Origin of the sequence: Roseomonas indoligenes (assembly GCF_017813365.1) — a bacterium.
In the GTDB taxonomy this organism is placed as follows: domain Bacteria; phylum Pseudomonadota; class Alphaproteobacteria; order Acetobacterales; family Acetobacteraceae; genus Roseomonas; species Roseomonas indoligenes.
Map to the genome: position 1 here is coordinate 190,128 of NZ_JAGIZA010000002.1, position 20,949 is coordinate 211,076.

At 69.1% G+C, this 20,949-nt stretch carries 13 protein-coding genes; 8 read left to right on the forward strand and 5 right to left on the reverse strand.

The features are described from left to right. Positions 1–41: 41 nt before the first annotated feature. From tssC (J5Y10_RS03235) to tssA, 4 genes are all read right to left on the reverse strand, one after another. Positions 42–1,595, reverse strand: a complete 1,554-nt coding sequence (tssC, locus tag J5Y10_RS03235; protein ID WP_209370658.1) for a type VI secretion system contractile sheath large subunit — start codon at positions 1,593–1,595, stop codon at positions 42–44. Between the two features lie 23 nt (positions 1,596–1,618). Continuing rightward, positions 1,619–3,109, reverse strand: a complete 1,491-nt coding sequence (gene tssC, locus J5Y10_RS03240) for a type VI secretion system contractile sheath large subunit (protein WP_209370660.1) — start codon at positions 3,107–3,109, stop codon at positions 1,619–1,621. A 3-nt stretch (positions 3,110–3,112) separates the two neighbouring features. Next, positions 3,113–3,622, reverse strand: a complete 510-nt coding sequence (gene tssB, locus J5Y10_RS03245; RefSeq protein WP_209370662.1) for a type VI secretion system contractile sheath small subunit — start codon at positions 3,620–3,622, stop codon at positions 3,113–3,115. 168 nt (positions 3,623–3,790) lie between these two features. Beyond that, positions 3,791–4,918 carry a type VI secretion system protein TssA gene (gene tssA, locus J5Y10_RS03250; RefSeq protein WP_245214272.1) on the reverse strand — a complete coding sequence of 376 codons (1,128 nt, stop codon included), beginning with the start codon at positions 4,916–4,918 and terminating at the stop codon, positions 3,791–3,793. A 92-nt stretch (positions 4,919–5,010) separates the two neighbouring features. On the opposite strand from tssA, the gene tssH reads away from it, so the two are divergent. From tssH to J5Y10_RS03280, 6 genes are all read left to right on the forward strand, one after another. Beyond that, on the forward strand, positions 5,011–7,650 hold the full coding sequence (gene tssH / locus J5Y10_RS03255) for a type VI secretion system ATPase TssH (protein WP_209370664.1): 2,640 nt from the start codon (positions 5,011–5,013) through the stop codon (positions 7,648–7,650). 48 nt (positions 7,651–7,698) lie between these two features. Further along, positions 7,699–8,175, forward strand: coding sequence for an Hcp family type VI secretion system effector (locus J5Y10_RS03260; protein ID WP_209370666.1), 477 nt, complete (start codon positions 7,699–7,701; stop codon positions 8,173–8,175). A gap of 191 nt (positions 8,176–8,366) precedes the next feature. After that, positions 8,367–10,400, forward strand: a complete 2,034-nt coding sequence (locus J5Y10_RS03265; RefSeq protein WP_209370668.1) for a type VI secretion system Vgr family protein — start codon at positions 8,367–8,369, stop codon at positions 10,398–10,400. Between the two features lie 13 nt (positions 10,401–10,413). Beyond that, positions 10,414–11,907: a hypothetical protein gene (locus tag J5Y10_RS03270; RefSeq protein WP_209370670.1), complete on the forward strand. Its 1,494-nt coding sequence runs from the start codon at positions 10,414–10,416 to the stop codon at positions 11,905–11,907. After that, positions 11,904–15,983, forward strand: a complete 4,080-nt coding sequence (locus tag J5Y10_RS03275) for an RHS repeat-associated core domain-containing protein (protein WP_209370672.1) — start codon at positions 11,904–11,906, stop codon at positions 15,981–15,983. Before J5Y10_RS03270 ends, J5Y10_RS03275 begins: the two co-directional genes overlap by 4 nt. Further along, positions 15,983–16,522 (forward strand): hypothetical protein, encoded by a 540-nt coding sequence (locus J5Y10_RS03280; RefSeq protein WP_209370674.1) that lies wholly within the window; start codon positions 15,983–15,985, stop codon positions 16,520–16,522. Before J5Y10_RS03275 ends, J5Y10_RS03280 begins: the two co-directional genes overlap by 1 nt. Positions 16,523–16,619: 97 nt before the next feature. Here J5Y10_RS03280 and J5Y10_RS03285 read toward each other — a convergent pair whose 3' ends face one another. After that, positions 16,620–17,540 (reverse strand): LysR substrate-binding domain-containing protein, encoded by a 921-nt coding sequence (locus J5Y10_RS03285; protein WP_209370676.1) that lies wholly within the window; start codon positions 17,538–17,540, stop codon positions 16,620–16,622. 137 nt (positions 17,541–17,677) lie between these two features. Here J5Y10_RS03285 and J5Y10_RS03290 point away from each other — a divergent pair, with 137 nt between their 5' ends. After that, positions 17,678–18,862 carry an acyl-CoA dehydrogenase family protein gene (locus J5Y10_RS03290; RefSeq protein ID WP_209370678.1) on the forward strand — a complete coding sequence of 395 codons (1,185 nt, stop codon included), beginning with the start codon at positions 17,678–17,680 and terminating at the stop codon, positions 18,860–18,862. 3 nt (positions 18,863–18,865) lie between these two features. Further along, positions 18,866–20,938, forward strand: coding sequence for an acetate--CoA ligase family protein (locus J5Y10_RS03295; protein ID WP_209370680.1), 2,073 nt, complete (start codon positions 18,866–18,868; stop codon positions 20,936–20,938). Positions 20,939–20,949 lie beyond the last annotated feature (11 nt).

Genomic DNA, 20,949 nt, shown 5'->3' on the forward strand with positions numbered 1-20,949 from the left:
CATCCTTCGGTCCATTGCGCCACCGCAGCCATCGCCCGCAACTACCGGCTGCCGGAGGCCGTCAGCTCCGTCACGAGGCTGAAGGTCGTGGCGACGTCATCCAGCTGGTAATGCGGCTGCAGGCGGACGACGCAGCTGAACACGCCGGGCTGGCCCGCGCGCTCGCGGATCTGCACCTCCCCGGCAACGAGCGGGTAGCGCGCGCGCGACTCGCCGGTGCTGCTCAGGTTCGTGTTGACGTAGCCTTGCAGCCAGATGGAGAGGCGCCGCTCGATCGCGTCGGCGGTCTGGAAGGAACCGACCATGTCGCGGCCCATGACCTTCAGGTAATGGGCGAAGCGGGAGGCACAGAGGATGGAGTTCACCTGCGAGGAGAGGCGTGCATTGGCGTCCGCGGTCGCCGCGTTGTTGCCGATGTGGGTGGCGGGCATCTGCAGGCTCCGCACCGCGCCGAAGACCATCTCCGAGCAGTAGGGCAGGGCGGAGACGGGCATGAGCCCGGCCTCCACCAGGGCGCGCTCCTGCCGGTCACCCATCCTCAGCTCCAGCCCGGTCCGCGACCAGGCCAGCGGCGGGCCGCTCGCGAAGGGCTCCGGCGCCACATCCGTCACGAGGCCGCCGCCCACCCGGTCCGTCTCCACCCCGCGGATATCGGCGGGCCAGGCGAAGTTGGCGTAGGCGCGAAGGGCGCTGGCGGCGAAGGCGTAGGCGGCGCTCATCCAGCTTCGGCTGGCCGCATCGGGTGCGAATTCCCGGTAGCGGAAGCCATCGGTGCGCGCGGGGTCGTCGGCCCAGGGATGGCGAGCCAGCAGGCGGGGCATGGCGACGGCGATGAAGCGCATGTCCGGCCGCGCGGAAAGGCTCCGCCAGCGGGCGTGCATCGGCCCTTTCAGCGGGGACGCGATGTCTTGCACGGAATCGAGCTGTGAGAAGTCGTCCACCTCCAGCACGGAGGGGTGCAGCGACAGCACCATCGGGCAGAAGGCTGCGGCGGCGATGGAGGATAGGCGCAGCATGGCGCCCACATCGTCCGTTGGGGCGCCTGGGGCAGGACGGTGCCGCACGGGATGGTCGATCACCATCAGCCCGAAGGGCTCGCCGCCGGCGATGCCGAACTCCTCCTCGTAGATCCAGCGGAACAGGCGGCTCTGGTCGAACTCCAGGGCGCGCTCCAGGTCGCGGCAGATCTCGGCCCAGGCGATGCTGAGGATCCGGACCTTCACGCGCCGCCCCGGCTCCACGCCGCGGACGAGCCATGCCAGGCCGCGCCAGCGCCCTTCCAGTGCCTGCAGCCGCTCCGCGTGGAGAATGGCGTCGAGCTGCTCGCCCAGCAGTGCGTCGATGGCCGCGATGTCCGCGTCCAGCGCGGCACGGAGCGCGTCGGCGCCCGCGGCGACGAGGCGATCCGCCCCCTCGCCGAACCACTCCCTGAGCCGGTCACCGGGCGTCCCGCCGCCCTGTGTGAAATTCCCCAGACGGGCCGCCGCCACCGCGTGTCGCGTGCCGAAGAAGCTCCCGGAGAGGACGGCGTCGCGGAGCGGTGCCGCCTCTGGCCCGGTTTCCCCGCCGGCGAGGGCGGAGGGGCTGTCGTCCACGGTCCCGGAGACGGCGGACGCCGTCAGGAGGCCTGCGGCACGCGGGCGACCATCCGCATGCTCGTCGTCAGCTCCTCCATCTGCAGCCAGGGGCGAAGGAAGGCGACGGCGTTGTAGGAGCCGGGCTTGCCGGGAATTTCCTTCACCTCGATCTTCGCCTCGCGCAGCGGGAAGCGGGCCTTCATCTCCTGGCCCGCATTCTCGTTGGTGTTGACGTAGTTCTGGATCCAGCGGTTCAGCCAGCCCTCGACGTTGCTCGCCTCCATGAAGGAGCCGATCTTGTCGCGCGCCATCACCTTCAGGTAGTGCGCGAAGCGGCTGGTGGCCATCATGTAGGGCAGGCGGGCAGAGATGGCCGCATTCGCCGTCGCGTCCGGCCGGTCATACTTCTTCGGCTTCTGCGTGGACTGCGCCCCGAAGAACACCGCGTAATCCGTGTTCTTGTAGTGGCACAGGGGCAGGAAGCCGAGATTGGACAGCTCGAACTCGCGCCGGTCGGTGATGCCGATCTCCGTCGGGCACTTCGTGTCCGCATCGCCGTCATCGGAGGTGAAAACGTGGGCGGGCAGGTTCTGCACCTTGCCCCCACCCTCCGCGCCGCGGATGGCGGTGCAGAAGCCGTACTGGGCGAAGGCATCCGTCAGCCGCGCACCCATGACATAGGCGGCGTTGGACCAGCAGTAGTCGTGGTGGCCCATGGCGCGCGCGGCCCCGGTCTCGTCCGCCGGCGCCTCCTCGTAGTTGAACTCGTCGATCGGCTTGGTCGCCGCACCGTAGGGCAGGCGCGCGATCACCCGCGGCATGACGAGGTTGACGAAGCGGGAATCCTCGCTCTCCCGGAAGGAGCGCCACTTCGCGTATTCCGGCCCTTCGAAGATCTTGGCCAGGTCGCGCGGCTTGGACAGCTCGGTCCAGTCCTTGAAGCCGAACATCCCGGAGCCGACGCCGGAGATGAAGGGCGCGAAGGCGCCGGCCGCCACGTTCGACATCAGCCGCAGCGTCTCGACATCGTCCGGGTGGGCGGTCCACTCGTAGTCGCCGATCAGCGCGCCGTAGGGCTCGCCGCCCGGCGTGCCGAACTCGTTCTCGTAGATCTTCTTGAAGATCTGGCTCTGGTCGAACTCCACCGCCTTCGTCAGGTCTCGCGTCAGGTCGCGCTTGCTGGCGTTCAGGACCCGCAGCTTAAGCCCAGTTCCCGTCTCGGAGTTCTGCACGAGGTAGTGCAGCCCGCGCCAGGAGCCCTCCAGCTTCAGGAACTTCGGGTCGTGCATCACCGCGTTCAGCTGGGCGGAGAGCTTGCGGTCGATCGCGGCGATCGCCTGGTCGAAGGTGCGGGTGAGGTTCTTGTCGAAGGTGATCGTGCCGGAAAGCGCCTGCTCGACCATGGTCTTCACCAGGTCCTGGGCGCGGTCCGGCTCGGTCTGCCGCGTGTTGACCAGGATCTGGTCGAGGAGGCCGGGCGCGTCCTCGGTGGTGACGGAGGCGCTGGCGGCGGAGGACGAGGTCTCGGACATGGATCAGCCCTCCTTCTTCTCGAGGCCGAGCTCGCCCGAGAGTGACTTCAGCTCGCTGTCCGAGCGCAACACCTTTTCCAGCAGGGTTTCCAGCTCCTCCGAGCGGTCCACCTTGCTCATCAGGTCGCGCAGCTTGGACCGCGTCTCCATCAGCGCGGCCAGGGCGGGGACCTGGGCTGCCACGCGGGCCGGCTCGAAGTCCTCGATGCTGTTGAACTTCAGGTTCACCGCCATCTGCGTCCCGTCGGCCGCCAGCGTGTTGTCCACCTTCAGATTCAGGCCCGGGTTCATCGTCGCCATGACGTCGTTGAAGTTGTCACGGTCGATCTGGGTGAACTTGCGCTCGCTCATCGGCTTCAGCGGTGCCGTGGGGTCGCCCGAGAAGTCGCCCATGACGCCGACGACGAATGGAAGCTCGCGCACGATCTGCGCATCCCCGGTCTCCACCTCGTAGGTGATATGGACGCGCGGCTTGCGGACGCGGTTCAGCTTGTCGTGGATGCTTCCGCTCATGGGAAGTGTTTCCTCAGGCAAGGCCGCGTTGTCGCGGCGGGCGGGAAAGTCACACGGAACGCCAGGGGTGTGACGAACCGGATTCGGACGCCGTGGCTCCCGGGCGGGAAGGCTATTGGGTGTCAGGGCGTAACGTCAACCTCATTGCGGGGCCGGCAGGAGGGAGGCCTACTCCTCGGGCGCCGACGGGCGGATTCCGAGCGCGGTGATGAGCGCGTCGCGCGTCGTCTGGTCCGGCAGGACCTCCGCGAGCAGTTCCGGCCAGGTCATGCGCGCCCGGCGCACGGCGTCGTCGAGAGTGTAGGAGAGTGGGGAGTGCGGTTCCGTCTTGCGGAACCACGCGGCAATCTCGCCGAGCTGGCGCAAGGCCTGTTCCCGACCGGCGATCACGGCGGCCGCACCGATCAGGGAATTCCCCGCGGACGGCGATCCGTCTGGCAACGCCTGGGCGGTGAATGCGCCGCCAGCAGGGGATGTGTTCGCACCCGCAGCATCGATGGCCGGAGAGAAACGGTCACAAATCTCAATGATCTGACTGAGGAGGTCGCGAACCCGGCTCGTGGACGGGCTGTCGGCGCCAGCGCTGGAATCCACCGCATTGCCCATCGCGGTCCAACTCTCCAGCGCATCCGCGACCTCCGCTCGCAGGGCGGACCAGTGCGCCGGTCCTGCCAGGCGGGCCTCACGCTCCACCTCTTCGAACGGGACCACGCCGGCCTCGAGCCGCGCGGCGCGGCGCTCTGGGTCGGAGATCCCGGCCAGCTCGACGGTCGCGACATAGCGCCAGAGGCCGAACGGGGATCCGTCCGGCCGATGGTACAGCACGGTCTTACGAAGGGGCTGCATGAGGGTGCCGTCCACGCCCTGGCCTGCCAGGCCGGCGAGCGGCGCGACGCGGGTCTCCATGCCGTCCTCGTCCGGCATCGGGAACAGGTTGTCCCAGTAGCGCTCGACCAGCCCGGTGATCACGGCGGCGCCGGTGGCGAGCCCGCGCAGGCCGCCCGTCCGGACCATGGCCTCCGTCATCCAGGCCGCGACCTCGAGGTCCTTCGCGCCGGTCGTCAGCGCACGAAGGGCCAGGCTCTGCACCGTGCGCCATTGCGGCGCCGTCACCTCATCCGCCTCGATGGCCTCGGCCTGCCGCTCGGCGTCCCGCGCCTCGGCGCGCGCATCCCGAAGCTGGAAGTAAACGGAACTTGGCGAATAGTCCTCCCGGAGATCCGTTCCGGCAGGCGCATCGTCGCTCACCGGGGCCAGTACGGCGTCGAGGTCAAGATCGTCGATGAGCTGCGCCAATGCGGGGGCTCCGTGCGTGACGTCAGGGCGGATGCTTTACGAAGCCGTTGTAGCACCGTAAGGTTCGCGGCGGAACGGCAGGACACGACGCCTTGGCCTCGATCGATCTCAAGCCGCTGATCGGCCGGCTCAATGAGACATGCCGTCGGGCTTTGGAAGGGGCAGCAGGGATGACCTTGTCCCGCAGCCACTACAATGTCGAGATCGAGCATGTCCTGCTCGGTCTCGTGGACCGTGCCGACACGGATATCGCCGCGATCCTCCGTCACTGGGAGATCGAGGTCTCGCGGCTTCTGGCCGACCTGAACCGCTCCCTTGAGCGCATGAAGACGGGCAATGCCCGCGCACCCTCCCTCTCGCCGGAAATCGTCGAGATGGTGAAGCAGGGCTGGCTTCTCGCCTCGGTTGAGCAGGGGGCCAGTCGCGTCCGCTCCGGCCATCTCCTCTGGGCGCTGCTCGCCGACGAGGCGCTCGCACGCCGCGCGCGGGAGGCTTCCGGTCAGTTCGCCCGGATCCAGCCCGACCTCGTCAAGCGCGACTACGCTTCCGTCTGCGCCAATACGGCGGAGGCCGCGCAGGCCACGGGCCAGGCCGCGGGCTCCGAGGCTGCGGCGGGTGGCGGCGAGGCGCCGCGCCCCGGTGGCTCCGCCGCGCTCGACCAGTTCACCATCGACCTGACGGCCCAGGCGCGGGCGGGCAAGATCGATCCCATCCTCGGCCGCGACTTCGAAATCCGGCAGATGGTCGATATCCTGACCCGTCGTCGGCAGAACAACCCGATCCTCACCGGCGAGGCGGGCGTGGGCAAGACGGCTGTTGTCGAGGGGCTGGCGTTGCGGATCGCCTCCGGCGACGTGCCGCCGGCCCTGCGAGATGTGACTTTGCGCACACTCGATATGGGGTTGCTGCAGGCCGGCGCGGGCGTGAAGGGCGAGTTCGAGAACCGCCTCAAATCCGTCATCGAGGAGACGAAAGCGAGCGCCAAGCCCATCATCCTCTTCATCGACGAGGCGCATACCCTTATCGGCGCAGGCGGGGCCGCCGGGCAGAACGACGCGGCGAACCTGCTGAAGCCGGCGCTCGCGCGCGGCGAGTTGCGCACGATCGCGGCGACGACCTGGGCTGAGTACAAGAAATATTTCGAGAAGGACGCGGCGCTCACCCGGCGCTTCCAGACCGTGAAGGTGGAGGAGCCGAGCGAGGCGGTGGCGGTCAGCATGATCCGCGGCCTAGTCGGCACGCTGGAGAAGCACCACAAGATCCGCATCTTCGACGAGGCAGTGAGCGCGGCCGTGAAGCTCTCCGCCCGCTACATCCCGGCGCGCCAGCTGCCGGACAAGGCCGTCAGCCTCATCGATACCGCCTGCGCGCGCGTTGCGATGAGCCAGAACGCCGTGCCGGCCTCGGTGGAGGACCGCCGCCGCCGGATCGAGCTGATCGACACGGAGCTGGCGATCGTCGCGCGCGAGATGTCCTCGGGCCACGACCACGCCGCACGGGACGCCGAGCTGAAGGCCGAGCGGGAGACCGTCACGGCGGAACTTGCGGCGCTGGAGGCGCGGTGGGACGAGGAGAAGCGCCTTGTCGCCTCGGCCTCCGAGATCCGGATACGGATCGAGGCGGCGCCGGCCGGCACGGACACGGCGGCCGACCGGGCGGCGCTGGCCGAGGCGAACGGGCAGGTGCGGGCGCTGCAGGGCGAGAAGCCGCTGATCTTTCCCGCCGTGGACGCGCAGGCGGTGGCCGAGATCGTCGAGAGCTGGACCGGCATCCCCGCAGGTCGCATGCAGTCCGACGAGATCCGCACCGTGCTGAACATGCGGGAGGCGATGGAGCGCCGCGTGGTCGGCCAGAGCCACGCGCTCGAGGCGGTGGCGGAGGCGATCCGCACCAGCCGCGCCGGGCTGACCGATCCGCGCAAGCCGATCGGCGTCTTCCTGATGGTCGGAACTTCCGGCGTCGGCAAGACGGAGACCGCGCTGACGCTGGCCGACCTGCTCTACGGTGGCGAGCAGAACATGACGGTCATCAACATGACCGAATTCAAGGAGGAGCATAAGGTCAGCCTCCTGATGGGTAGCCCACCGGGCTATGTGGGATACGGCGAGGGCGGCATCCTGACCGAGGCGGTGCGCCGCCGGCCCTACAGCGTCGTTCTCCTGGACGAGATGGAGAAGGCGCATCCCGGCGTCCAGGACGTGTTCTTCCAGGTCTTCGACAAGGGGAACATGAAGGACGGCGAGGGCCGTGACATCGACTTCAAGAACACCGTCATCATCATGACGAGCAACGCCGGCACAGACCTGATCGCGAAGCTCTTCGCCGATCCTGAGACGGCGCCCGACGCCGCGGGCCTGGCGGAGGCGCTGCGGCCGGAGCTGGCGAAGTACTTCAAGCCGGCTTTCCTCGGGCGCGTGACGATCGTGCCCTATTTCCCGCTGCCGGACGCCATCATCCGCCAGATCGTGGCGATGCAGCTCGGCCGGATCCGCGCGCGGGTTCATGACAGCTATCGCGCGAGCTTCGATTGGGATCCCGCGCTGGTTGAGACGATCGCGGCCCGCTGTACGGAGAGCTCCTCCGGTGCGCGCAACGTGGAGAACATCTTGTCTCGCACCCTCCTGCCCGAGCTCTCAGCCGAGGTGCTGACGCGGCTGGCAGAGGGCAAGGGGGTCGGCGCGGTTCATGTTGGGCTGAAGCCGGACGGGAGCTTCGCCTACGCGGTGAGCTGAGGTCCCGAAGGCGCGAGGTCTCGCGCAGAACAAGGAGAGGAGTGTAACGTGGCTATCTATATGAAGTTCGGCAACGTCAACGGTCAGGTCACGACCGAGGGCTTCGTGAAGTGGATCGAGTTGAACTCGATGCAGGTCGGGGTCGGCCGCGGTGTCAGCACCGGTGGCGGCGGTCAGACGCGCGAGGCCTCCGCGCCCTCCATCAGCGAGGTCGTTGTCACGAAGCCTTTCGATGCGGCCTCTTCCGGCCTGTTCGAGGACGCAGTGGCGGGTTCCTTCGACACGAAGGTGCAGATCAAGTTCACCACGACGACGAAGAACAAGGTCGATACCTTCCTGACCTACGACCTGACGGATTGTGGTGTGTCCGGCTACAGCACGACCTCAGGCGGCGACCTTCCGCAGGAGAGCATCTCGCTCAACTTCACGAAGATCATGATCTCGCCCTCCCTGCTCGACATCAAGGGCACGCCGCAGGCCGGGTCGAAGGTGACCTATGATCTCATCAAGATGGTGAAGAGCTGATCGCGCGAGCACGCCTCGTGATGCCCGTTCCGCCGCGGCGACGCCGCGGCGGGGCGGCCGCTCATCCGGGATGCCGGACGGGGCGGTAAAATCGATGCGTGACAGGTGCCGGCGGTGCTGCTTGGATCGCCTGGGATTGCGGCAGCTGTTGCGGAAAGCGGTCCGGACCGGCTTCGAGTGGGGATGCGGACATGTCGCAGGCGAGCGCTGGGGGCTACTCTGACGTCAGCCAGGATGCGCGGCTTATTTCCCTCGAGACGCCGCTCGGCGAAGACAGGTTCATCCTCACCTCGGTCAGCGGCGAGGAGGCGATCTCCGAGCTGTTCCGCTTCGACTTGGAACTGCTCTCCTTAGATCACGCCATCCGGCCCGAGGACATCGTCGGGTATGACGTCACGCTCTGGATCCGGAACAACGACGGGCAGAAGAGGCCGGTGCGCGGCGTCGTGTCCCGCTTCTCCGCCGGGGGCATGAACATCCGGGGCATGCGCCTCTACCGCGCCCGAGTGGTGCCCTGGCTCTGGCTCCTCACCCAGACCTCCGATTGCCGGATCTTTCAGGACCTGAACGTGCCGGGAATCGTCCAGCGGGTCCTCAAGGAATACGGCTTCGCCGATTTCGAGATGAGCCTCTCCAGCGAGGATTACCCGAAACTCGAGTTCTGCGTGCAATACCGCGAGACCACCTTCGACTTCCTGTCCCGCCTGATGGAGGAAGTAGGGATCTTCTACTTCTTCCGCCATGAGGCAGGTCGGCACGTCATGGTCGTTGCCGATAAAAATAACTCGTTCCGACCCCTTGAGCAGGACGCAGTCGACTTTTCCGAGGACGGCCATGCCGGGCAGATCTCGGCATGGGACCACTTCTACGCGCTGCATCCCGGGCGGTGGGCCCAGAACGACTTCAACTTTCTCTCGCCCGCCACGGACCTGAAGGCAGAGGCGCCCTCCACCATCCCGGTCGCGCATGCCCAGGAACTCGAGCGCTACGATTATCCGGGCCGCTACTCGGACCTCAATTACGGCCGGATGCTGACGCTGCGCCGCGTGGAGGCAGAGGAGGCCACCTATCATACCGCCTTCGGCGCCAGCAGCCACATGGGCCTCTTCCCTGGGGCACGCTTCAAGCTCGGGGCGAACTTCCCGGCGGGAGAGACAAGTCAGGCCTTCGTGGTCCGCCGCGTCCGGCACGAGGCGCGTGAGGGGAGCTACTTTGCCGGCGACAACGCGAGGACCAGCTACACCAACACTTTTGAAGCCTTCCTCGCGAGCGTCGTCTTCCGCCCGCCCCGCGCGACGCCCAGGCCCGTGGTGCAGGGGCCGCAGACCGCCACCGTCGTCGGCCCCAAGGGCGAGGAGATCCACACTGACGAGCACGGCCGCGTGCGCGTGCGCTTCCACTGGGATCGCTACGCGAAGGGCGACGACCGCGACAGCTGCTGGGTGCGCGTCTCGCAGAACTCGGCGGGGAAGGGCTGGGGCGGGATGTTCATGCCGCATGTCGGGCACGAGGTGGTGGTCTCCTTCCTGGAGGGCGACCCGGACCGGCCCCTAATCACCGGCCGGGTCTACAACGGCAAGAACGGCAACTCTGTCGGCATGCCCGCCAACAAGACGCAGAGCGCCATCCGCGACCACTCCGGCAATGAGGTGGTGCTGGAGGGAAAGAAGGGCTCTGAGGACATCCGCATCCATGCGGTGAAGGACATGCACACCCTGGTCGACAACAATGCCGACCTGCATGTGAAGGTAAAGCTGACCGAGACGGTGGATGGCGGGCAGGAGGTGACGGTTTCGAAAGGCTACAAGGAGACGATCACGGACGGCGCGACGAGTACCATCACCGGCGGCCTCAAGAGCACGGTAAACGGCCCCTGGGAGGACACGATCAACGGCAAGCTGACGGAGAAGATCACGGGCGGCGAGGACCGCACGGTCTCCAGCGGCCGCAAGGTCACCGTCGATGGTGGGCTGACCGAGACGGTGACGGGCAAGCACGAGACCACCGTGACCGGCGAGATCAAGCAGAGCTCCACGGCGACCACGGACATCCATTCCACGGGCGCGGCCACCTTTACTTCGGATGCCAGCATCAAGATCGCGGTCGCCGGATCGGTAATCGAGATCACGCCCATGGCCATCACCATCAGCTCCGGCCCGTCCACGGTGAAGCTGGACATGTCGGGAGTCTCGGTGAGCGGGCCGAAGATCTCCCTGAACGGGTGAGGGAGACGGCGCGGTGGCCCTCAACCCGGTGGAGCGGCGGCTCCTTGATCTCCGCGCGCTCTGGGAAGAGTTCACCGGCGATCCGGCGAGGCGCCTTCTGGTCTGGGAGGCTCCGGGCGCGGCAATCCGGCTCGTCGAATGCTTCTTCGAGGCCCAGAAGCACGAGGCGGAGTACACGACCCGCGATCTCTGCATCGTCCTCAAGGCACCCTTCGAACACTCCATCCAGTACTCCCGCGCCCTTAAGGCCGCTCTGGCCGGGATCTACGCGGCGAGCGAGGATGATCTGGCACGGGAAGGCATCGCGGCGGATTGGGACTTTGATCCCGACGGCCTGCCGGACTCCGCCTGGGGCTTCGTGCAGGCCCTGCGCTCCTTCGGGGCACGGTACCACCGACACATCGGCCACCTCGCCGCCGTGCTGATGCCGACGGAGGTCTCGGACGACGCGGCTTTCGGCGGCTGGCTTCGCCGCGCCCTGGCATCGGAAATGCCGGAGCGGCTGCGCCTCGTCGTCACGGATCCGCTGGAGCAGCCGCGTCTCCGGGCGCTGGCCGGCGCGGGCGATCCGCGAATCCAGTTCCTCTCGCCTGCCGTGGACATGCTGGCCCTCGCGCAGGAGACCTTCGCGCAGGAGGTGACGGTCGGGCCCGCGGGGGTATTCCGCAACCTTCTCATGGCCCTCGTGGCTCTGGTGGAGAAGGCGCCCGCCGCCGTGGTGCGTGCCAAGGCGGCCGATGCCTTCGATTTCGCCAAGCGCCAGGGCTGGGATGACCAACAGGTCGCGATCGCTGTGCTGGTCGCTGGGGCGCAGCTGAAGGAAGGCCGGTTTGACGAGGCGGTCCGCACCTATCGCGTCGCCGACGAGGCCGCGGGCCGGGCGGTGCAGGCCGGGCATCCCGCCGGCCAGAAGCTCCTGATCCAGGCCCGGTTCGGTGAGGCCGGCGCGCATCTCGCCGCCGGTCGCCCCGCAGAGGCCGCGCGTTGCTACGACGAGGCGGCGGAGATCGCGCTCCGGATTCCCGACCTCCTTCTGGCCGTGGAGGCGATGCGGATGGGCGCCTTCTGCCACGCCCGCCAGGAGGATGCGGCGGGGGCGCTGGAACGGGGCCGCCGCGCGCTCGACACCGGTGCGCGCCTGCGCCCGGAGGTGCGGGGGATGACCACCCTGCCGGTCGCCGCGAGCGCCATGCTCCGGGTGCTCGATCCGTCGAGGATGGCGGCGCTGGAGGCGGTGGGGGCCGAGGCGGCCGCCCGCTCCGACGCAGTGCTGGAAGCGGCGGAGGCCCGCGCGACGCAACTGGAGCGCACGACCGGGCCGGAGGTCTTCGCGGCCGTCGAGAAGGAGCTGGCCTTGCGCCGCGCTGCCGACGGGACCGAGGCCGAAGCGCGCCTCCAGGCCCTCGTGGCAGGCGGGACAGAGGCGTTCCGGCAGGCCTTTGCCGCTGGGCGCGCGCTGCTCGGCCCGGCCTGGCCGCTCGGGGTGGAGGGGGCGGCCGGGTCATGATCCCCGTCGCGAAGCACGGCGACCCGCAGATCGGGGTGGACATCCATCTCTGCGTCGTTCCACCTTCGCCATCTCCGGTGCCGCTGCCGACGCCGCACATGTCCGTCGTCTTCGACCCGATGGACTACGTCCCCTTCTTCGGGGCCACGGTGACGGTTTGCGGCATGAAGCGCGCCGTTGCCGGCACGGCCGGCCAAGCCGTGCACATCCCGCCCGGGTTTCCCTTCGCACCGAAGTTGCCGGACAAGGACGACGAGCTTTTCATGGGCAGCGCCACCGTGGTGGCGGACGGCGACCCCCTGTCCTTCCTCGGCGTTCCCGTGCTGGCCTGCCAGGCGGTGGGCATGCCCAGCCCGCCCCGCCCGAAGCGCAAGGGCGGGCCGCGGGTGATGACGCTGCCCACGGTCAACAACTTGGCAATCCCGACGAACGTCTTCGTCGGCGGGCCGCCGACCATCTCGCTCATGGGGATGGCGTTCAAGGTGGGCTTCGCCGGGCTGGGTAAGCTCGGCAAGACGAAGTTCGCGCAGGGGCTGGCGGAGCGCTTCCGGGACTGGCGGAAGGCGAAGTTCGGCCACCTCAACCCGGGTTTCCTGAAATGCAGCGTCCTGCGCGCCGAGCCGGTGAACATCGCCACCGGCGAGGTCATCCTGGACCAGGAGGATTTCGTCCTGCCTGGTCCTCTGCCGCTCCACTGGACGCGCCGCTATGCCTCGGAGCGGCACAGGCGCGGCGCATGCGGCTACGGCTGGGAGTGCCCCGCCGACTCCCGGTTGTCGGTGGACCCCGGGGACGGCAGCGTCGCCTTCTATCACCCGGAGTACGGATCGGCCCTGTTCGATGGCCTGCCGAAGTCCGCTGGCGAGGCCGGCGCCGTGCTGGAGATCATGGACGGCGCGCGGCTCATCGATGCCGGCGATGCCTGGCATGTGCGGCTGAAGGACGGAAGGAGCTTTCATTTTCCCCGTGGGCGGCACGCGCCGGTCGAGGTTCCCCTTGCCGGCATCACCGACCGATTCGGCAACGCACTGTCTTTCGAGCGCGAGGGCGGGCGCCTTGTCGGCATCCGCAGCACGGCGACGGGCCAGCGGGTCGAAGTGGAGAACGGACCGGACGGAACCATCCGCCAACTCTCGCTGCGGCTGCCGGGAGAGGGGCAGCACGTTTTCGTCCGCTACGTCCAGGATGACGCAGGGAACCTGGTGGAGGCGCAGGACGCCCTGAACCAGCCGCTTCGCTTCACCTACGACCAGCACCGCCTGCTACGCCACAGCGATCGCAACGGCCTGTCCTTCCACTACGCCTATGACCGATCGGGGGAGGGCTGGCGCGCGGTGCGCGCCTGGGGTGATGGCGGGTTGCTCGACTATCGCTTCACCTATTTCGAGGGCGCGGGCGAGGTCAGGATCACCGACTCGCTCGGCCATGTCTCGCTCGTAAGCTTCGACGAGCGCGGCCTGCCGATCCGGGAACTCGATCCCCTTGGTGGCGTGACCATCTATGAGTACGACGCGGCAGGGCGAACCTCGGCCGTGGTGAACCAGGACGGCCTGCGGGCGGGTTACACCTATGACGCGCGGGGGAACCTGCTGGCGATGGCGCGTCCCGACGGGACCACCATCGCGATGGAATTCGGCGAGCAGGATCAGCCGGTGCGGGTCGTCGATGGCAACGGCGCGGCATGGGAGCGCGAGTACGACGATAGCGGGCTGCCGCTTCTCCAGCGCGGCCCCGGTGGCGACGAGAGCCGCTACGAACATGATGGCCGCGGGCGCCTGATGTCCTGCCAGGACCCGTTGGGCGGGCGCACCCGGTTCCAGTATGACGACCAGGGCCGGTTGGCGGCGGTCCTGGATGCGGCCGGTGGCGTCACCCGCTTCGGGTATGATGGCCTCGGCAACCTCGTGCGGCGCGAGGATGCGCTCGGCCAGGTCACGGCCTACCACTACGATGCGCGGCGGCGGCTTGTCCGGCTGACGGCACCGGACGGGAGCGCGACAGGGTTCTCCTACGATCCGGAGGACAACCTCGTCGCACGGCAGGGCCCCGACGGGAGCATCGCCCGCTTCGAGTATGTCGGCCTGGGCGCGATGTCCCGCAGCATCCAGCCCGATGGTCTGGCCGTGTCCTACGGTTACGACACGGAGGGTCGGCTTGTCAGCGTCACGAACCAGCTCGGCCGGACCCATCACTTCCGCCGGGATGCGCTCGGGCAGGTCGTGGAGGAGCGGGATTACTGGGGGGGAACGCGACGATACGCCTATACACCGGCCGGACGCCTGAAGGCGAGCCGCGATCCGCTCGGGGGGCTGATCCGCTACGAGACGGACGGCGTCGGCCGCGTGCTGCGCAAGCTGCTGCCCGATCCGGAGGCCTCCGGCGGGACCTCGGCGGTTCACTTCGCCTATGATGGAAATGGCCGGCTCGTTGCCGCCGAGAACGCTGAGACCAGGATCGAGCGGCGCTTCGACGCCAATGGCCGCCTGATATCCGAGACGCAGGGCGACTGGCACGGCGTGGAGCGCGACTACGACGTGGCCGGCAACCTTCTGGCGGCCCGCAGCCGCATCGGGGAGGGTGACGGGTCGGCCCACGAGGCGCGCTTCGCGTACGATCCGCTCGGCCGTCTCTCGCTGCTGGCGGTCGATGAGCATCCGGCCCTGCGGATCGAGCGGAATGCCCTGGGCTGGCCCGTTGCGGACGCGCTGGGTGACGGGCTGCGGCGGCGCTACGCGCGCGACCCGCTCGGCCGCATCATGGACCAGCGGGTGATGCCGGCCGGCGGCGAGGCTTTCGGGCAATCCTACGCCTATGACCTAGCCGGCAACTTGATCGAGCGACAGGACTCCCGCCTGGGCGTGGACCGCTACGCCTATGATGCAGCAGGGCAGCTGGTGGAGCACGTCGCGCCGTCCGGCCAGCGCGATGCCTATGCGAACGACGCGGCGGGCAATCGCCTGCGGGATACCGGGTCTGGCGCGCTTGCGGGAATCGATCCCGCCGTTGTCCGCGCCGCCGAGCTGGACGGAGAGGCCTACGGCTTCGATGCCTGCGGCAACCTTGTGGCGCGCGAAGGGTCCAGGGGACGGCAGCGGTTCTCCTGGGACGCCAACGGGCGGCTGGTCGAGAGCCAGCAGGATGGCCACGTTACGACCTATCGCTACGACGCTCTCGGCCGGCGGATCAGCAAGAGGACGGCGGGATCCCTGACGCGCTTCCTGTGGGATGGGGATCGCCTCATCGGTGAGGTGCGCACCGAGGAGAGATGCGCGGAAGCATCGCGACGGGAGCAGCACTGGTTCTATGCGCCCGGCAGCTTCGTTCCGATGGCCGCGGTCTCCGTGCAGCCGGACGGGCCGGCACAGGGGGTATTCCACCTCGCGCAGAACGATCCCAACGGGTGCCCGCTGGCGTGGCTGGACACACTGGGCGGGGTGGCCTGGGAAGCGCGCTATCGCGCCTGGGGGGAAGCCGAAGGGGACGCTGCCGATGCGGCGCCGCTGCGACTGCAGGGCCAGTATGCGGACGCGGAGACGGGGCTTCACTACAACCGGTTCCGGTACTACGACCCCTGGGTCGGGCAGTTCATCTCGTTGGACCCGCTGGGTCTCGCGGCCGGCGAGAATCCGTATGTCTACGCGCCCAACCCCTGGGCCTGGATCGATCCCTATGGCCTTGCCTGCGACATCCTGTTCGGGCAGCGCCGCATCAGCTCCACCTTCCGGGATGTCGGGTCCGACGCGCCGGACTTCATTCGCGGTCGCGCCCTGAAGGATGTTGCGGAGGACCTGAAGGCTGGGCGCCTGCACCCGGACCAGCTGCCGGTCACGTTCTTCACCCATCCCGAGACAGGCCAGAAGATCGCCGAGAGCAATCGGACGCTCGCGGCGTTGAGCATGGCCGGCATGGAGCCGACGAAGGTGGTTGAGACACCTTCGACGAGCAAGTTGCTGGAGCGGCTCGACGAACCGCCGCTGCGCCAGCGCGGCGAGAAGTTCGGCATGCCCGGCCCCGCTATTCCCATCACGCCCGGGCCGAACGATACGAAGATCCTGGATGTCGTGAGGCTGCCCTGATGACGAGTGGTGCGAACCGGCTGGCGGCCCTGCCAGTTCCTTGGAAAATCTCCCCCTCCGGCGGCATCATCGGCGTGCACGCAACGGAGGAGGGTCTCTCCGCATCCCTGCGGGTCTTCCTGGGGCCGCATGTGGCGGAGGCGGAGATCGCGCGGCTTGAAGAGGCGGGCGAGACGGAGGACGCGGCCTTCAACGAGGCCGGGTACCGAACGGTGCTCGTGACCTTCCGCCGCTTCGGAGGCTGCCGCGTGCAGCCGCAGCTGTCGCGGGAACCACTCCCCGAACCGGGACAGTTCGATTTCAGCGGAATCGCCCAGCCCGGAGACCGCGACGAAGCGGGGCGCACTCCGCGGCAGCGCTGGGAAGCCGACAATCTCTGCCCCGATCCCGGCATGTACGAAGTTCACCAGTCAGACTGGCGAGCAGAGACAGCCAACGCGGAACCTGGATTGCGGCACTGGCTCATCGTCGGGCATTCGGCGATTCTGGAAGCCCTGGCCTCCGATTACTCCTGGGAGTACCTGGCGCGCGATTCCTGAGCGATGCGCCGGGAACGGCGGCCCTTCCGGCGGGACGCCGGATTGGATCGGGACCGTTCCGCCCGACCCTGGGGTGCCGTCGGCTGGCACGGGCGCTTCACCCCTGCTCCGGAACGCAACCGGCTCCTGCCGAGCCCGCGCCGACTTCCTCGCCCAGCCAGTCGAGGAAAGCCTGCGCCTTCCGGTCCGGCGGCCGGTCCGCCGGCCAGACGGCGTGATACGCCAGGGTTCGCCGGACCGGCAGATCGAAAAGCGGAACAAGCAACCCCGCCCGGACATCCTGGCTCAGCAAGGCCATTTGCCCGATCGCCACACCCAGCCCCTCCACCGCCGCCTGATAGGTCAGGACGGAGCTGGTGAACTCCATCCCCTCCCGCAGCAGGTCCGGTCGCCCGATCCCGGCCAGCCAGTCCCGCCAATCGCTGCGGCGGTAACGGGAGACGAGCATCCGGTGTCCCGGGAGATCACCGGGCTCGCGCAGCGGCGGGCCGCTCTCCAGCAGGCGGGGGCTGCACACGGGCTGCAGCACATCCGGCAGCAGCAGCCGCGACCCCAGCCCGGGCCATTTGCCGTCGCCGAGCTGGATGGCGAGGTCCACCGGGTCACGCCGGAAGTCCACGGGCGAGACGATATGGCTCAGCCGCACGGCGATGCCGGGATGGGCCGCCTCGAAGCGGTGCAGGCGGGGCAGGAGCCACTTGGCCGCGAAGGTGTTGTAGACCCGCAGCCGCAGCGGCGCCGTCCGGGCTTCCCGCCGCACCCGCTCCGCCGCGGCCGCGATGCGCTCGAAGGCCGGCCCCAGCTCATCCTGCAGCATCCGCCCTTCCGGCGTCAGTGCGGCGCCGTGCCGCTCGCGCTGGAAGAGCCGCGTCCCGAGATAGCCCTCCAGCACCGCCACTTGGCGGCTGACGGCCGCCTGGGAGACGCCGAGCAACTCGGCCGCGCGCGTGAAGCTGCCGAGGCGCGCGGCCACGGTGAAGACGTGCAGCGGATTGAAGGGCGGCGCCGGCATGGCCATCCGGCCCTCCTCAGACACAAGCATCAGGCATAACAAAACATCATGACGGCATAAAGAGCCGTCGGCTCCCGCCCACCCCCATTCCGGGGCAGCATGCACTCCAACACGAACGGCATCTCGGGCGGAAACAGGCGGGCATGGATTTCAACCTCACAGAGGACCAGCGGATCTTTGCCGCCTCCGTGCGCCGCTTCGCCGAGGAGAAGCTGGCGGCCGGTGCCCTCAAGCGCGCGCATACGCCGGGCTTTCCCTATGACGTGGCGGAACTCATGGCCGCCCAGGGCCTGCTGGGCATCACCATCCCCGAGAAGGATGGCGGCCAGGGCGGCACGCTGATGGATGCGGTGCTGGCGATCGAGCAGGTGGCGCTCGTCTGTCCCCGCAGCGCCGACGTCGTCCAGGCCGGCAATTTCGGCCCGATCCGCACCTTTGCCGAGTACGCGACGCCTGAGCAGAAGGCGAAGTGGCTGCCGGACCTGCTGGCCGGGCGGAACACCATCTCCCTCGGGATGAGCGAGCCGGAGGCGGGATCGGCCGCGACAGAGCTGAGGACGACCGCGCGGCTGGACGGGGATGACTACGTCGTCAACGGCTCAAAGGTCTTCGGCACCCATAGCGCGGAGGCCTCGCTCTACCTCATCTACCTCCGCTTCGGGCCGGGGATCGACGGCATCGGCTCCATCCTGATCGAGCGCGGCACGCCGGGCTTCACCGTCGGCCAGCCCTCGCTCTTCCTAAACGGGGAGGAGTGGAGCGCGCTCTACTTCGAGGAGTGCCGCGTGCCGAAGGAGAACCTCCTCCTCGGCCCGGGCGGCTTCAAGAAGCAGATCGCCGCCTTCAACGCGGAGCGCGTGGGCAACACGGCGCGGTCGCTGGCCGTGGGCCGCTACGCCTTCGAGCGCGCGAAGGAGCACGCCGCCACGCGCCGCCAGTTCGGCCGCACCCTCAGCGAGTTCCAGGGCATCCAATGGAAGTTCGCGGAAATGGCACTGAAGCTGGAATCGGCGCAGCTCCTGCTCTACCGCGCCGCCGTCAACGCCGATCGCGGCCTGCCTTCCGCCTATGAGACGACGCTCGCCAAGCTCGCCTGCAACGAGGCGGGGTTCCATGCGGCGAACGAGGCCATCCAGATCATGGGCGGCACCGGCTTCTCCGAGGAATCGCTCGTGGAATACTGCATGCGGCGCTGCCGTGGCTGGATGATCGCGGGCGGCTCGATCGAGATGATGAAGAACAGGCTGGCCGAGGAGGTCTTCGGCCGCCGCTTCTCCCAGCGCCCCCCGAAGCCCGCGAACCCGAGTGAACCGCGGGCGGCGGAATAGGCCATGCGCTCCGCGCCCGCCGCCCTGCTCTCGCCGCGAAGCATCGCAATCGTCGGGGCCTCCGACGACATCACCAAGACCGCCTCCCGGCCGCTGCGCTTCCTGCGCGCGGGCGGCTTCGCCGGCACGGTCTACCCGATCGCCCGGCGCGAGACGGTGATGGGCGAGCAGGCCTTCCCTAGCCTCTCGGCCCTGCCGGAATGCCCGGACCACGCCTTCGTGCTGCTGCCGACCGAGGGCGCCATGGCGGCGGTGGCGGAATGCGCCCGCCTGGGCATCCCCGCCGTGACGGTGCTGGCCGGCGGCTTCTCGGAGGCCGGGCCCGAGGGCGCGGCGCGGGAGGATGCCCTGCGCGAGAGCCTGCGCGGAACGGGAACGCGGCTGCTCGGGCCCAACAGCATCGGCCTAGTGAACCTGCACCACCGCATGGTGCTGACCGCCAATGCCGCCTTCGCAGAGCCGGACCTGCCGCTGGGCGGCGCCTTCGTCGCGTCCCAGAGCGGCAGCATGATCGGCGCCATCCTCTCGCGCGGGCGGGGGCGCGGGCTTGGCTTCGCGGGGCTCGTCTCCGTAGGGGCGGAGGTCGATCTCGACCTCGGCTCCATCTGCGCCGCCACGCTCGACGACCCGCGAATCACCTCCTACCTCCTGTTCCTCGAGACGCTCCGCGGCGCCAGTGCGCTGCGGGATTTCGCGGCCGGCGCGGCGGCGCGCGGCAAGCCGGTGGTCGCCTACAAGCTCGGGCGCAGCACGGAGGCGGCGGAGCTCGCGGTCTCCCACACCGGCGCCCTGGCCGGGGAGGACGATGTGGCGGACGCCTTCCTGCGGGATTGCGGGATCGCCCGCGTCGATACGCTGGAAAGTCTGCTGGAAGCCCCGGCGCTGCTGCGCCGCCTGCCCATCCGCAAGGCGGGCGCCCGCAAGCCCGTGGTGGGCGTGGTGACGACCACGGGCGGCGGGGCGGCCATGGTGGTGGACGGGCTGGGCATGCGCGGGGTGTCCGTGGAAGGTCCGGCCGAGGCCACGCGCGCGCGGCTGGCGGCGGCCGGTATCGACCCGGGCCATGGGCGGATCCTCGACCTCACCCTGGCCGGGGTAAGGCCGGAGGTCATGGGCGCGGCGCTGGACGCGCTGCTCGCCGCGCCCGAATACGACCTGGTGGTCGCGGTGGCCGGCTCCTCCTCCCGCTTCCAGCCGGAACTCGCGGTGCAGCCGGTGCTGGAGGCCGCGCGGGGTAGCGCCCACATCGCCTCCTTCTGCGTGCCGGAGGCGCCGCAGGCGATCGCCATGCTGGCCGAGGCCGGCGTGCCTGTCTTCCGCACGCCGGAGGCCTGCGCCGACGCCATCGCCGCCGCCTTCGCGCGCCGCGAGCCCCGGCCCGCTGCTGCACCCATCCCGGCGGGCGGGGAGGGGCGGATGCTGGACGAGGCCGAGGCCTATGAGTTGCTGGCCGCGCTCGGCGTGCCGCACGCGCCCTGCGTCGCGCTGCCGGCCGCCAGCGCGGGGCGGGAAGAACTGCCCTTCCCCTATCCCGTCGCCGTGAAGGTCCTGCACCCCGACATCCTCCATAAGTCGGACCTCGGTGGCGTTGTGCTGGGCGTGGCGTCCGACGCCGCGCTGGCCGAGGCGGCCGGCCGCATCGTCGAGAGCGTCGCCGCGCACCGTCCGGGGCTCGGCGCGGATCGCGTGCTGGTGCAGGCCATGACGAAGCCGCTCGGCGAGGTGCTGGTGGGCTACCGGCGCGACCCGCAGGTGGGGCCGATCATCCTGCTGGCCGCCGGCGGCGTGCTGACGGAAATCTACCGCGACCGCAGCGTCCGCCTGGCCCCGGTGGATCACGGAGCGGCGCGGGAGATGATCGCGGAGGTGCGCGCCCTGCGCGCGCTGGAGGGATATCGCGGCCGCCCTCCCGGCGACATGGAGGCCCTGGCCGCCGCCATCGTCGCCATCTCCCGCCTCGCCGAGCGCGGCGATGTCGTGGAGTGCGAGATCAACCCCCTGATGGTCCTGGCGGAGGGACGCGGCGTCATGGCCGTGGACGCCGTGATCCGCCTCGGCAGGGACAGCGATCCGTGAAGCGCGTGCTG